The sequence below is a fragment of the Acinetobacter sp. 2JN-4 genome, from assembly GCF_003687745.1.
GTDB lineage: Bacteria > Pseudomonadota > Gammaproteobacteria > Pseudomonadales > Moraxellaceae > Acinetobacter > Acinetobacter halotolerans.
Map to the genome: position 1 here is coordinate 202,971 of NZ_RDNY01000001.1, position 14,191 is coordinate 217,161.

The 14,191-nt window shown below is 39.6% G+C and carries 12 protein-coding genes; 4 read left to right on the plus strand and 8 right to left on the minus strand.

The features are described from left to right. Positions 1–7: 7 nt before the first annotated feature. From rbtA to cxpE, 3 genes are all read right to left on the minus strand, one after another. The gene (gene rbtA, locus EAH57_RS01135) at positions 8–1,879 is read right to left on the minus strand and encodes a rhombotarget A (RefSeq protein ID WP_121928479.1); all 1,872 of its coding nucleotides are present in this window, start codon (positions 1,877–1,879) and stop codon (positions 8–10) included. A gap of 113 nt (positions 1,880–1,992) precedes the next feature. Beyond that, positions 1,993–2,691 carry a DnaA regulatory inactivator Hda gene (hda, locus tag EAH57_RS01140; RefSeq protein WP_121928480.1) on the minus strand — a complete coding sequence of 233 codons (699 nt, stop codon included), beginning with the start codon at positions 2,689–2,691 and terminating at the stop codon, positions 1,993–1,995. 20 nt (positions 2,692–2,711) lie between these two features. Further along, a complete protein-coding gene (gene cxpE, locus EAH57_RS01145; RefSeq protein ID WP_121928481.1) occupies positions 2,712–3,908 on the minus strand; it encodes a chloramphenicol efflux transporter CxpE in 1,197 nt (398 codons plus the stop codon). A 133-nt stretch (positions 3,909–4,041) separates the two neighbouring features. On the opposite strand from cxpE, the gene purM reads away from it, so the two are divergent. Both purM and purN read left to right on the plus strand, forming a co-directional pair. Continuing rightward, positions 4,042–5,112, plus strand: a complete 1,071-nt coding sequence (gene purM, locus EAH57_RS01150) for a phosphoribosylformylglycinamidine cyclo-ligase (protein WP_121928482.1) — start codon at positions 4,042–4,044, stop codon at positions 5,110–5,112. Continuing rightward, positions 5,109–5,750, plus strand: a complete 642-nt coding sequence (gene purN / locus EAH57_RS01155; RefSeq protein ID WP_171407353.1) for a phosphoribosylglycinamide formyltransferase — start codon at positions 5,109–5,111, stop codon at positions 5,748–5,750. The genes purM and purN overlap by 4 nt, the downstream gene beginning before the upstream one ends. Before the next feature lie 64 nt (positions 5,751–5,814). On the opposite strand, the gene EAH57_RS01160 is transcribed toward purN, so the two are convergent. Together EAH57_RS01160 and sppA are read right to left on the minus strand one after the other, a co-directional pair. Next, on the minus strand, positions 5,815–6,603 hold the full coding sequence (locus EAH57_RS01160) for an alpha/beta fold hydrolase (RefSeq protein ID WP_121928484.1): 789 nt from the start codon (positions 6,601–6,603) through the stop codon (positions 5,815–5,817). Between the two features lie 145 nt (positions 6,604–6,748). Continuing rightward, positions 6,749–7,786: a signal peptide peptidase SppA gene (gene sppA, locus EAH57_RS01165; protein WP_121928485.1), complete on the minus strand. Its 1,038-nt coding sequence runs from the start codon at positions 7,784–7,786 to the stop codon at positions 6,749–6,751. Positions 7,787–8,186: 400 nt separating this feature from the next. Here sppA and EAH57_RS01170 point away from each other — a divergent pair, with 400 nt between their 5' ends. Continuing rightward, positions 8,187–9,140 carry a lysophospholipid acyltransferase family protein gene (locus tag EAH57_RS01170; protein WP_121928486.1) on the plus strand — a complete coding sequence of 318 codons (954 nt, stop codon included), beginning with the start codon at positions 8,187–8,189 and terminating at the stop codon, positions 9,138–9,140. A gap of 1 nt (position 9,141) precedes the next feature. Here EAH57_RS01170 and EAH57_RS01175 read toward each other — a convergent pair whose 3' ends face one another. The 3 genes from EAH57_RS01175 to EAH57_RS01185 form a co-directional block, all read right to left on the minus strand. Beyond that, positions 9,142–11,568, minus strand: coding sequence for a DNA internalization-related competence protein ComEC/Rec2 (locus EAH57_RS01175; RefSeq protein ID WP_121928487.1), 2,427 nt, complete (start codon positions 11,566–11,568; stop codon positions 9,142–9,144). An 85-nt stretch (positions 11,569–11,653) separates the two neighbouring features. After that, positions 11,654–12,340: a lipoprotein-releasing ABC transporter ATP-binding protein LolD gene (gene lolD / locus EAH57_RS01180; protein ID WP_121928488.1), complete on the minus strand. Its 687-nt coding sequence runs from the start codon at positions 12,338–12,340 to the stop codon at positions 11,654–11,656. Continuing rightward, a complete protein-coding gene (locus EAH57_RS01185; RefSeq protein ID WP_121928489.1) occupies positions 12,333–13,568 on the minus strand; it encodes a lipoprotein-releasing ABC transporter permease subunit in 1,236 nt (411 codons plus the stop codon). Before EAH57_RS01185 ends, lolD begins: the two co-directional genes overlap by 8 nt. 25 nt (positions 13,569–13,593) lie before the next feature. Between EAH57_RS01185 and EAH57_RS01190 the strand changes: the two genes are divergently transcribed. Next, the gene (locus EAH57_RS01190) at positions 13,594–14,181 is read left to right on the plus strand and encodes a PilZ domain-containing protein (RefSeq protein ID WP_121928490.1); all 588 of its coding nucleotides are present in this window, start codon (positions 13,594–13,596) and stop codon (positions 14,179–14,181) included. Positions 14,182–14,191: the final 10 nt, after the last annotated feature.

The following is a 14,191-nucleotide window of genomic DNA, read 5'->3' on the forward strand; positions in this document are numbered from 1 at the left end:
TCCTTGATTATGACTTAAAACGGCGTAATCCAATTAAACCAACCAGCATCAGAATTGCTCCAAATCCGATACCTCCACCACTCGTCTTTACTGTTTTACTTTTAAAATTATTCTTTGGGTCTTGTACAATGGTGGTCGGAATTTCAATGTAATTACTCGTCACATCATTAAAACGCGTCGTTGTCGTCATAATTCGCAGCTTGAATATATCTGCACCATGCCAATTACTATGTGGAACATAAGTTACATTTCCATCTTGATCCAAAGTCAGCGTTCCCTTTGATGGCGTCTGATTTTGGATGATTTGCAAGCAACCATATTGCCATGATTGTCCATCTGAACGCTTACCTAATACTTTCTCACAAGTCGCTGGATCAAGTAGTTCTCCATCCACTAAACTCTCAGAGATATTAAATTTTGCAATTTCATTGAAGAAAATATCCTGCCCTGCAATTGGAATATTACTACGATCAACCACCAATTCAATCGCACCTAAATCACACAACTCATTATAACCAGTACGGTCAATTCCTCGTTGATCTGATCTCTCACAACTCGCTAAACTGAAACTTGTACCATCACTATAGATACGTCCTTTATTCACAATAAATGAATCAGACAGTTGATTATAAGAAGCCAATAAGCGCGGTTTAAAGAAGCCTAACATTTGATCCTTAGGGATCTTATATGGACACAGTAATCCATCGGCAGGTGGTGCATCACAAATACCTTCGTCATCTCCCCCTGCAATCAGCTTATTATCCCCGATCATGAAGTTAGGTAACCGATCTGCAGGATTTTGATCACATTCAACTGTTGTTAAATTACTCTGTACAACAGTGGTATCATCTGACTTAACCCTACAGTTTTCACTGCCATTTGCAGCAATAATACTATTGGAAATATAAGCACTAGGATAATAATTCACCTCTGGTTTATTATCTTCACCAGTAGTAGTGACTTTCCGATTTAATGATTGTAAATACAATCCTGCAGCATTCTTAATTACCGTCAAATTATTTAAAAACATGCCTTCACGGATATTGGCGACAAACCCACCTCTATTATGAAAAATTGTACTATTTCTTATGCCTGAATCTCGATTACCCAACGAGTTACCAATCGTTTCATCACTAAATCCTGTTTGAACATGCAGTAACGCCCCATCCGTACCTGCAACTCCTTGATTGTCACGAATGACTGAATGAGAAATTAAATATCGTGGCATTTCACTATAAATTACAGCACCTTGATCTGCTTTATTATTTTTCAATATGCTACTAAAAATCGTTACTTTACCCGCAGTTTTTTGTGTATCAGAGAATATGCCAGCATTATAAATCGCTCCACCTTTATTCGCATTTCCATCTGTTAAACGCGAGTACTCGATTCTCAAATCTTCTCGATTCAGAATCAAACCACCATTATTATTGAATCGTGTAGGAGAACCCTTTAAATTAAGCTCTTTGAAGTGAACAATGATCAAGGTATCTTCAACACTACCGTCATCAATTAAAAATAAACGATCTTGTCCGTTGATGCTAATCGTAGCGTTATTCAAGCCCAGTTTTTGATCATTAAATATATCACTTGCTTCACTTTTTATTGTCATTGGCGATTTGATGCTAAGTGCTGAATTCAGCTTATATTCTTGATCGCGTTTTAAAAGAATAGTTGAGCTAGAATCCTTATCGCCACATCCTTTGTAGCCATTTTCATATTCTGGTTTAGTTCGATTATTTAAAAAAAATACAGCTTCACGCAATGAGCAAACGGCATCATCCTTGTCTTCATCAACTAATGTTGTAACTTGAATATCTGCAGCATATACATGTCCAGTAATCGCAAATAAAGCACAGGCAAGCGTCCGCTTGAACATACCGTTCTCCTTCTATTTTTCATTTTTCTTGATATTGCAAAATCCAAATTTCGCAATCACATCCTTTGTGCGTACTTTGTCATAGCTCTCGTAATTACTCAAGAAATTTTATGCTATTGGCGATATTCGTCTATTAATGCGTAAATCTGCTTGATGGTGGTATTAGAGAGTTTGGTTTTTTCGCCTTTTAACATTTTTTCAAGCTGCGCGAGTGTCTGTAATAAGATCGAAGCTTGATGAGGTCCGTTTTGCAATAAGTAATCAATGATTTGTTGATCAAAATGAATTCCTCGTCGCGTCATCACAGATTGCAACAATGCTTGTCGATCTATAAATGAACTCCCGCTAGGAACTTTAACACTGACGGCTTGAGTTAATCTTGATTGCAAGTCAGGAAGCTCCAACCGCAATTCTATCGGGGCTGATCGTGAAGAAAATACCAGTTGCCCTTCATGGTTATTCATCAAATGAAAAACAGCTTTTTGCCAATGAGGAACACCACTAATCGCCTCAATATCATCTAATGCAACCAAATCATAAAATTCTAATGATGTAATTGCTTCAATCGGCGCATCCAATAACTCCAACAAAGAGACTTTGATGGCTGGACGGCCCAATTCTAAGTAAGAATCACAAATTGCAGATAATAAATGGCTCTTACCTGTACCTGCTCCACCGTAAACATAAAACCGGTTAACCAAACCTGCATGTAATTGCCTCACTGCATCAACCATAGGTCCCCAACCTGGTCCCGAAAAATCACTGATTCGGGCATCAAGTTGTGGTTCAATATCCAATTGCAGTTGACGCATAGATTTAATTTTTTCCCCGCTTATTTGGAACCATCATTAGGGTTTGAAGTCTCTGTATCTTGAGAGTTTTTTATTTCAATATCAAGCGATACTTGTTCAGTTTCCACACTAACATGCTGCGCCCCACTCTCTATCGCAACCATGTCAGCCGGTAAACCATATAGCCGACTTTTTTCATAATTATCTCGTGCGTGTCTTAATAAAACAACAATGACTGCTGCCACAGGTAATGCAATCAGCATTCCAAGAAAACCCGCAAGTTGCGCCCCTGCCAAAACTGCGAATACAACAGCGACTGGAGATAAACCAATTTTATCACCCAATAGAAACGGTTGTAGTACGTATCCTTCCACCATTTGACCAAACAAGAATACGCCACCCACCAAAAGTAGATGCACCCAATCTAAACCAAATTGAAATAACGATGCAATTATGGCTGCAATAATACCAACAGCAAATCCTAAATAAGGAATAATACTGGCCAAACCCGCAATCATGCCAATAATTAGACCAACCTCTAAACCGATCAGCTGTAATCCCACTGCATAAATAATCCCCAGTAACAACATAACCAAAAATTGCCCCTTCACAAAGGCGCCCAATACACTGTGGCATTCACGGATAATGGTTAAAGTTGATGCTTCATAAGGACGTGGAATCAGACGACGGAAGCTTTGCAGCATTCTGTTCCAATCAAGTAAAAAGTAGAAAGAAATGACTGGAATTAGGACAATAAGCCCGCCTAACTGAATAAAGTTCAAGCCAGATTGAGCGAGACGCAACGCAAATGTTTGAACACTATCAGAACTGTAATTAGTTTGAACATATTCCATAACGACTTTAGAGATTTGGTCGGTATCGAGTTCCATTGGCACCAAATCAAAAGTTTCAGAAAGCCAAGGTAAAAAGGTTGCATTAATCCAATGAATTCCCGCAGGAATACTATCCCGCGCATACATCAATTGCTTCCAAACAAGTGGAACAAGAAACCATAATACGACCGTTAAAGTCACACCGATACCGATAAACACAACACTGATCGCAAGCCAACGCGGCAATTTAATCTTAACTAAAACATCAACCAACGGGCTAAATAGATATGCAATAAAAAAAGCAGCGACGAAAGGAATGACTATCGGTTTGAGTAAATAAATCACCCAAATCAACAATGCTAACCCAGCGAGGATAAAGATACGGCGGAGTACCAGATCTTGCATAAAATTTAACCTTTGTTCGTGTAATCGTTATAAATGGAAAAAATTTTTAATAAAGATAGCATTTTCGAGCATAAATAACATAAGAGTTTCGTATATTCAGGTTATAATCTGCCGCCAATGCGGAGACTTCATTATGAGCAACTCAACCTCTACCTTAAACACAAGCTTAAGCTACAAAGATGCAGGCGTCGATATTGAAGCGGGCGACGCATTGGTCGATCGTATCAAATCTGTCGCTAAACGCACCACTCGCCCTGAAGTCATGGGTGGTCTAGGTGGTTTTGGCGCCCTTTGTAAAATTCCAAAAGGTTATGAAGAACCTGTATTGGTTTCAGGAACTGACGGTGTAGGTACAAAATTACGTTTAGCACTCAACCTCAATCGCCACGATACAATTGGTCAAGATCTTGTCGCAATGTGTGTCAATGATTTATTAGTGTGTGGCGCTGAACCATTATTTTTCCTTGATTACTATGCAACGGGTCATTTGAATGTTGATGTTGCAGCAGATGTAGTGACTGGTATTGGTAAAGGTTGTGAACTGGCTGGTTGTGCACTGGTTGGTGGTGAAACTGCTGAAATGCCAGGAATGTATGAAGGCGAAGATTACGATCTCGCTGGTTTTGCAGTAGGTGTCGTTGAGCACAGCAAAATTATTGACGGTACTAAAGTTAAAGCTGGTGATGTATTAATCGGTGTTGCATCAAGTGGTGCACATTCAAACGGTTACTCATTATTGCGTAAAATCTTAGATGTGAAAAACGTTGATTTAACCCAAATCGTTGATGGTCGTCCACTTGCAGATGTCGCAATGGAACCTACACGTATCTACGTTAAACCTGTACTCGAACTTTGCAAACAAGTTGACGTTCATGCAATGGCGCATATTACAGGCGGTGGTTTACCAGGTAACTTACCTCGCGTACTTCCAAATGGCGCTCAAGCCGTGATTAATGAGTCAAGCTGGGAATGGTCTGAGTTATTCCAACTGCTACAACGTGAAGGCAATGTAGAACGCTTTGAAATGTATCGTACCTTTAACTGTGGCGTAGGTATGGTAATTGCAGTTGATGCGAGCGAAGCAGAAAAAACAATTGATATCTTAAATGCTCAAGGCGAAAAAGCTTGGGAAATTGGTCATATCCAAGAAAATGCTGAATCAGTTGAAGGTGCAGACGAAAAAATTCGCGTGATCTTTGCATAATGAGAATTGCGGTACTTGTCTCCGGTAACGGTAGCAACTTACAAGCCCTGATTGATGCCCAAATTGGGCATCAATTTTCAGGAAAAATCATTGGTGTTCTGTCCAACAAAGTGGATGCTTATGCACTACAACGTGCGAAAGGCGCCAATATTGCAACTGCTGTCATTTCTCATAAAGACTTTCCAAACCGAGAAAGCTTTGATGAAGCCATGCATCAACAACTGCTTGCATGGCAGGTTGATTTGGTCATTCTTGCAGGCTTTATGCGCATTTTAACTCCGAATTTTGTCAGCAAATGGCAAGGTAAGATGTTAAATATTCACCCATCTCTCCTCCCTTTTTATAAAGGAATTAACACACATCAACGTGTGTTAAACACGGGGGATCGCTTACATGGGTGTACAGTTCACTTTGTAACCGCGGAACTTGATGCTGGACAGAGCATTGCTCAATCCATTATTCAAGTCGGTTTAAATGATACAACAGAACGCTTAGCGCAACGTGTACATGAACTTGAGCATTTCATCTATCCTCAAGTCGTGCAATGGTTGTGTAATGGTCAGCTCTCTTGGGAAAACGGTCAGGCTTATTTCTATCAAAAACCTTTAAAACAGCCAATTCAATTTGCTCAGTTTTGAAACTAAAAAAACACATCTTCGGATGTGTTTTTTTATCTTTGCTCGATTTAACGTAGCCTCATAATTAAATCAAACTTTTAATCTTTTCTACAGTTTCCAATGGATGCTCCAATGGAAACATATGCCCACCTTCAAGCACAGAAAAAGGAATCCCTAATTTCTTTTTAGCCACTTGTGGGAATTTTTCTTTTAAGAATACGCTGTCACTGCCAACCACCAAGTGCACAGGAACAGGAGGTTTTGGCATAGGCAACCACCACATCGATGGTGTGGTTCTAAACAATGCCACTTCATCCGCTTTTGGAATCGTTAAAGTCACTCCACCGCGCTGAGGATCATTGCTTAATGCATGATCAATATAGGCTTGGAAACAATCAGCATTAAAATGCTGATAAAAACCTCTCGATCCCAACAGCTCTGCCGCTTGCTCACGAGACTCCCAATGATCACGACGACGTACCGATAAACCCGCAGGTGTGATCCGATCCACCAATTTAGGTTTAAAGATTTTAGCAAGATGAAAAACAAATGAAGCTTTACCAATGATCAATGGTGGATCCAGCATAATCACTTGTGAGAATAACTCTGGACGACGGTAAGCAGCCATCAAAGTCAGGACTGAACCCAAAGAGTGTCCTAAACCAATCACTTTCCGCCCTTGAGCTTGTTGTACAATGCTATCAATCACTTGATCAACCAAATGTGTCCAACCATGCGTGATTGGATAACGCTTGTCTGTTCCAATTTCAGCGACATAGATAATGTCATATTGATCTTTCAATTGATCAAACAGCTTTTGATAAACTTTAGATGGAACACCATTGGCATGGGCAAAATGAATAATAGGTTTCATGTCAGTCTTTTAAGTTTAATAAACGATAAATTATCTTCCTCTCAAACCATGTCGCAATACAAGAAGAAGAACTGAGGAGTAATTTTAAAAAAACTCAGGACTGTAAATCCTTACAGCCCTGAATTTAAAGATTTTCTGTCGATTGTTATTGTATTTTTGCGTTTTGGCTGGTTTGCAATTGATCTGCAAGTGAGCTACTGATTCCCTCACCGATCTTTGTACCCATACGGCCTAAAATAGACTCAAAAGGATTACGCTGAACCGTATAATCTACTTTTTGATCTACCTTAAGATCACGCATCAATGTCGTTAAACTACCACTACGGTCTGCTACGCCTAAAGTAATTGCTTGCTCACCTGTCCAGAATAAACCCGAGAAAATAGCAGGATCATTCGATTTCAAACGCTTACCACGCCCTTCTTTTACTGCATTAATAAAGTGCCCATGCACATTATCCAAAACAGATTGCACATGTTGCTTTTGTGCAGGATCAAGCGGTTTGGTCATACTGAGAATATCTTTGTTGCTACCCGAAGTCATGGTACGGTCTTCGATTCCCAGTTTTTGTGTCAAACCGCTCAAACCATAATTCGGCATAATCACGCCAATCGAACCAACCAAACTTGATGGATTGACAATAATTTCGTCCGCAGCAGAAGCAATATAATAAGCACCTGAAGCACCCATATCACCAATCACCGCATAGACTTTTTTATCTGGGTGTTGTTTTTTCAGATAACGAATTTCTTGCCAAATTTCATCTGACTGTACTGGTGAACCACCTGGAGAGTTAATATTCAAAGCAACAGCTTTACTACCACTCGCCTCAAATGCACGCTTAAGCGCCTTATTGGTATCATCACTGTTTACTGTAGATGAACCACTAGAGGAGTCAATCGTACCGATGATATCGACAACAGCCAAATGATCACTACTGATATTGGTGGTTGATTTTGTTGTGGAGGTGGTACAACTCTTACTCATTGCAATCAAGACAATTAGCAAATAAGCGAAGCCTAAACATTTAAAGAATATACTCCAACGGCGACTACGGCGTTGTTCTTCGACAGAGGCCAAAACAGCTTTTTCTAAAATCTGCCATTCTTTGCCTGTCACATTGTTACTATTTGGAGAATTACTATTTGTAGATTCGTTTTGTGGTTTTGGTGGCCAATCGGACATAAGACTCCAATCCAATAATTTTAAAGTGACTTTATTATATACGCTGATTTACACAAAACTGTTTAATTAACTTGTTTTAACTTATAATTATTTTTACAGTGGGTCTGTTAATATTTCAAATATGCATTGCGTTATCGGCTAAAACGACTCAAACAAGGCATGAAACGTAGGCAATGGCGATCCCCTTGTCAAGTTTCATAACAAAGTTTGGGGAGGTTTTAGCCATAACCCTTCGGGACAGGGGTATTTTTTCCCGCTACAGCGTTATGTCCTGCTCATTTAGAATGACTAAATTTCGCAAAACATGCCTTGTATCGTTAAAAAATACCCTCTGTCGCAAGCATCTGTGAAACGTTAACAGCCCCTATACTTTATCTTGTAATTTTTGAATCTGTGATACATGACTCACCCCAAATCATCCCATTCTCGTTATCATTTGCTCAAGCTGATTAGTCGCCAACCGATTCAATTAGGGCGTTTTTTTGCACGCTTGGTGGCGATGTTGGTCAATACTTTCCAACTCTCTAAGATCTCAAAAATCATACAACTGAACTTACAAATCGCGTTTCCTGAGCTACCAAACTCAGAAAGACAACAGCTCACCAAGCAAGCCATTCGGAATGAGATCACCTCTTACTTTGAATTTATCAGTATTTGGGGAGCATCTAATTCTCAAAATATTCAGCGTATTCACAACATACATGGTGAACATTATTTTCATGAGGCTTTGGCAGAAAAAAAGGGGCTGGTTTTAGTCATACCCCACTTTGGCACATGGGAAGTGATGAATTCTTGGTTATCAAAATACACTCAGATGACGATTTTATATAAGCCCGTCAAAAATCCTGATGCGGATCGTTTTGTACGAGATGCGCGCAGCCGTGAACAAGCCAACCTTGTACCTACCGATGAAAGTGGTGTTCGACAAGTCTTTAAAGCCTTAAAGCAAGGCGGGACAACTGCAATTTTGCCTGACCATACCCCTGATCATGGCGGTGAAATGATTGATTATTTTGGTATTCCCTTAGCCTCAAGTAGTCTCAGCGCCAAACTCATTCAGAAAACCAAAGCGAAAGCCCTCTTCATTTATGCTATGCGTAATGATCAAGATGGTTTTGATATGTACGTTGAACCCATCAACCCTCAGATTTATAAAGGTAATGCTGAAGATGGCACACTCATTATTCATCAAACTTTAGAACAATTAATTAAACGTCATCCTGCGCATTATCATTGGAGCTATAAGCGTTTTAGTGCCAATAAAGCCTTGAAAAAAATATACGATATTGATGAAAGTGAAGCTTTAACACGCGTCGCAGAAGTCCGATTACAGACATCGCAAGAAAATGCTTAGGCTATTCTCTCTCCAACCATTTTACTTGCTGGCGCTGTTGTTTCAGTTGCACCGTTCCATTGTCAAAAACAAAGCTGAGCGTTCCTGCTTGCGCTGTATTGAGCAATGGAATATTTAAAGCATGTAAACGCTTTAATACTTCTTGACTCGGATGGCCATAACGATTGTTTAACCCTGCTGAAGCAATCGCCAATTTAGGTTGAATCGTTGCTAAAAAATCATAGGCTGAACTATGCTTACTGCCATGATGACCCAGTACCAAAACATCCACCTTTAAATCTGGATATTGTTGTAAAAGCTTATATTCAGTTTCCCAGCCTGCATCCCCCATAATCAAAAAATTTTGATAAGGCTGTGCATGGAGAAACTGCACGTAAATCACACAGGAATATTCATTTTTCTGGTGCTTGGCATAAACCAGCGCCTCAGCATGAGGAAATAAAACCTCAATATTCAGATTTTGATATGTCCATTTTTGACCTTGATGACATAAAGAAAAATTGTCATTAAAAGGAAGCTTATCCCCACGTTCATTTGATTGAACCTGTCTGATGGGAAATGCTTTTTGAATCGAGCTAAATGCGCCACTATGATCCTGATCGAGGTGCGACAAAATCACTTGATCGAGTTGGCGTATGCCCTGCTGACGTAAAAATGGAATCACAACCCGCTCACCTAAACTGAATTTAGTTTCATCAAACGAGCCACCCGTATCAATCATTAAGGTGTGTTGCGGATGCTGTAATAAAATCGCTTGTCCCTGTCCGACATCCAATATACTCAACACAATCGGTTGAGCCTTTACACCAAGTAATATCGGCAAGAAACACAGCAATGCCCAAACTTTTGGGATCGTTCCTGTTGGCAAAAACAAAATAAAAATACCAAAGATCAAACTCACGATTGCCCAAGGGGTATAACTGACACCATATAAATCTGGGGAAATATGCTGCAAAGCATTCAATATCGACATCAAAAGCGATAAAAATAGATCATTGAGCTGAAATAACAGTCCACCCAATATTGGGATCACTAACCAGATACAAGCGGCGATAATATCTAAAGGTACAATGATGCCACTCAATAATGGGATAGCGATCAAATTCGTCAGAGGTGCAAGCCATGACACTTGCTGAAAGAAAATTAACACCAAAGGCAGTAAAGCGACAAAGATTTTCCATTGTGATTCAATTAAGACCTTACCCGCCATACGCATTTTCTGTGTCGTGGTCGCCACTTGATCTTTTGGTAATTGTACGATGGTTTGATAAATCCTCAGCAGAATAAAGCAAGCGCCATAAGACAGCCAAAATGCAGCAGATAAAATACTAAATGGATCATAAATCAATAATAAACTGGCGCTATAAACCAATATCGCAAAAGGTTGAATCGATTGCCTGAATATAAGAAAGATACTCGCAATCATCACCGTTAATAGTGTTCTCATGGCTGGTATTTCAAAGCCAACAAAGGCCACATAAAGTAGAACACTCGACACAAAGGGCAACAGTAACAACAATTGCCGAGGCTGTTTAAGATATAAATGCGGACAATAACGCTGTACTATATTTCGCAAGAGCCAAGTCAACATTAAAGCAAAAATCAAAACATGCGGCCCTGAAATCGCCAATAAATGGGAAATTCCCAGTTGTTGAAAATGTTGTTTTAATGCATTCGACAAAAGACTTTCATCACCTGTGAGTAAGGCCAAGAGCAAACCTTTGTGCTGTAAGTTCGAAGCTTGTAACATCTGCCGAAATGTCAAACGTTTCATTTCCACACTGAGTAAAAAGCTAGCTCGAATACCTTGTTGTTGCTTCAGGTGTTGTTGGTAGCCTAGACCGTAAATTTCATCATTGCTTAATAACTGAATGTGCCTCACTGAAAAAACTGACATCACATTTTGTTGTAAGAACCATTTTTCTTGATCAAATGCCCCTGCAACAGCATAACTATGGGCAGGTCGAATTTCGCCATATACACGATAATAGTGTCCAAGTTTCAGCTCAGGCTCAGCGTTGGATGAGTCTTTATTTTTATTTAAGTAAAGTAACCAATCAACTGGCTGAGGATGCCGATTGAGCACCTCAGCAATTTGTTTCTGTCCATCATCACTCAGTTCATCAATCTTTTTAATATAAATAATCGCCTCAAATGACTGTTTTTCAAGTTCTCTAAACTTAAGTCGTTGCTCCAAAGCGGAATCAGCAAAATAGCAACCGGCACAAAATAATGCCCACGTCGCACTGATTAATACCAAAGCTTTGTAGAGTGATCGATGAAAATAGAGGTGTTTTTTATAAAAAACTAAGCTCAAAAAACTGAACGCAACGAGACACCAAAACCACCATGTCGCAGTAATGAAAGGGAACGTTTTCCCCATGACTGCAATACCAGCAATCCACCCCAATAAAATAATTTTTAACATCAATTTTTAATTAAGTTTTTGATTTTTCTAGAGGCAAAATTAAAGCCCTTTTTCAGGGCTTTAACAAGAGATTTAATAAAATAATTTACTGTTGCTCGATCCACAACCCATCTTGCATATGCAAAATAGAATCCGCAGATTGTGCCAATTGCTCATCATGGGTGACGATCAGCATTGCCATATTGAGCTCTTTTTTTAAGTCAGTCAGCAACTCAAAAACACTCAGGGCGGTTTTGCGATCTAAATTACCCGTAGGCTCGTCTGCCAGCACCACAGCAGGTTTAGTGACGAGCGATCGTGCCAATGCCACACGTTGGCGCTCACCACCCGATAACTCACCGGGTTGATGATCCATACGATGAGATAAACCCACTCGATCAAGTAAATATTCGGCCTGAGCTTTGGCTGATTTATATTGAACGTCTGAACGCAACATTAACGGCATTGCCACATTTTCTAAAGCAGAGAACTCAGGTAACAAATGATGGAACTGATAAACAAAACCTAGATATTGATTCCGTTTAAACCCACGTTCTGCTTCGCCCAAGTTATCAAAACGCTGTCCTTGTAAAAACACTTGACCCTGTGTCGGTTGTTCCAAACCACCTAACACATGCAACAGCGTACTTTTACCTGAACCACTTGAACCCACAATCGAGACGAACTCACCCGCCTTCACTTGTAACGACAAGCCTTTAATCACTTCGACTTTACTTTTACCATCATCAAAATGCTTATAAATATCGTTGGCTTCTAAGACAATCTTACTCATAACGTAACGCCTCAGCAGGTTGAACTTTAGCTGCACGCAATGCAGGATAAATCGTCGCCAAGAAACTCAAGACCAATGAAACAGCGACAATCACAGCCACATCTTGCCATCTGAGATAAGAAGGAAGGTAATGTACAAAATAAGCATCGAATAAGTTCAGACCGAGAACTGTATTCAACCAAGAAATGATGTCACTGATGGTCAATGCTAAAGTCACACCTAAAATCGTACCTGCAATCGTTCCAATCACACCAATCACAGTCCCTTGCACCATAAAAATTTTGGTAATCATGGAAGGTGAAGCACCTAATGTTCGCAAAATTGCAATATCTGATTTCTTATCCGTAACCACCATCACTAACGATGACACAATGTTAAATGCAGCCACCACAATAATCAGAAATAGTAATAAGCCAACCAGCGTTTTTTCCATTTGAATGGCATTAAATAAATTGCCATGGGTATAGGTCCAGTTCGATGCATAAAAATTGCTTGGTAAATCACTCACAATTTCATCGGCTACTTTTGGTGCTGCAAAAATATTATCTAACTTTAAACGAACGCCCTGCGCCCCATCTGGCAAACGCAATAAAGTTGAAGCATCATTCAATGCGATATAACCGACCATTGAATCAACTTCTGCCCCAATACTAAAAATACCCACAATCTTAAATCGTTTAAAACGAGGTACAACTCCCGCAGGAGATGGCGTTGCTTCAGGTAAAACCAAGGTTACACTGTCATTTAAGCCTAGACCAAGCGCATCAGTCATGTCCTTACCCAGAACAATACCGAACTCACCTTTTTGTAAAGCGTTTAAATCCCCAGTGACCATATGATCTTGGATAATTGAAACCTTTTTCTCATATTCAGGTTCGATCCCCGTTACCATAATGCCTGCGACCTGCCCATGAGCAGTCAACATTCCCTGTAATTGGGTAAATGGTGCGACGCCTGTAACCTGCGGATGAGTCTCAACTTTTTTTACAAGCTCAGGCCAATCTGTTAAAATTTGAGTAGAAGAAACAGTGGCTTGTGGTACCATTCCAAGAACACGCGTTTTTAATTCGCGATCAAAACCATTCATCACAGACAATACTGTAATGAGGACAGCCACGCCTAGGGTTAAACCAATCATGGAAACCAAGGCAATAAAAGAAATAAAATGATTACTTCGCCGAGCGCGAGTGTATCTCAACCCTATATACAGCGAAATTGGCTTAAACATACCATTTAGTCCGAGGTGATTTATTATGGAAAATTCACAACATCATCTTATTGACGACAACGCAGAACGTCGCGTGATGTCTCGTATTGATGCTGTGTTGAGAATCAACTATCAAATCATTCCAGATGATGTTGCCTTGAATGACCCTTATGATTCTCATTTTGTACTGCCACGCTATTTTCTACTACTTGCTGAATTAGATCAATTTGATCATGCACTACGCTACGAATTAGAACAATTAAATGAAAAAGATCAACAAATTGCTCGCATCTTATCCCTTTTTAATCAGAAATTAAATCTGATTACAGGATCTTTTTACGACAATATCGTGCAATCTCAACTTCCTGTACCTGAACAAGTAAACTTTTCTGAAAATGGCTTAAGCTTCTTTAGCTCACAAGATATTAATGAAGGTACTTATATTCATATCACCTTAAGTCATCCTGAAAACTTCTTTCATATCGCTGCAACCGCACAGGTTGCCTACAGTACAGCAGAAGAACAAGGTAAGTTTCGTATCGGCGCTTATTTTATTACCCTAAACCCACAAGATCGAGCCAAACTAAACGCTAGTATTCAACAAGCTCAATCGCTTGAAGTAAATCAAATTTAAAAACTAAAAT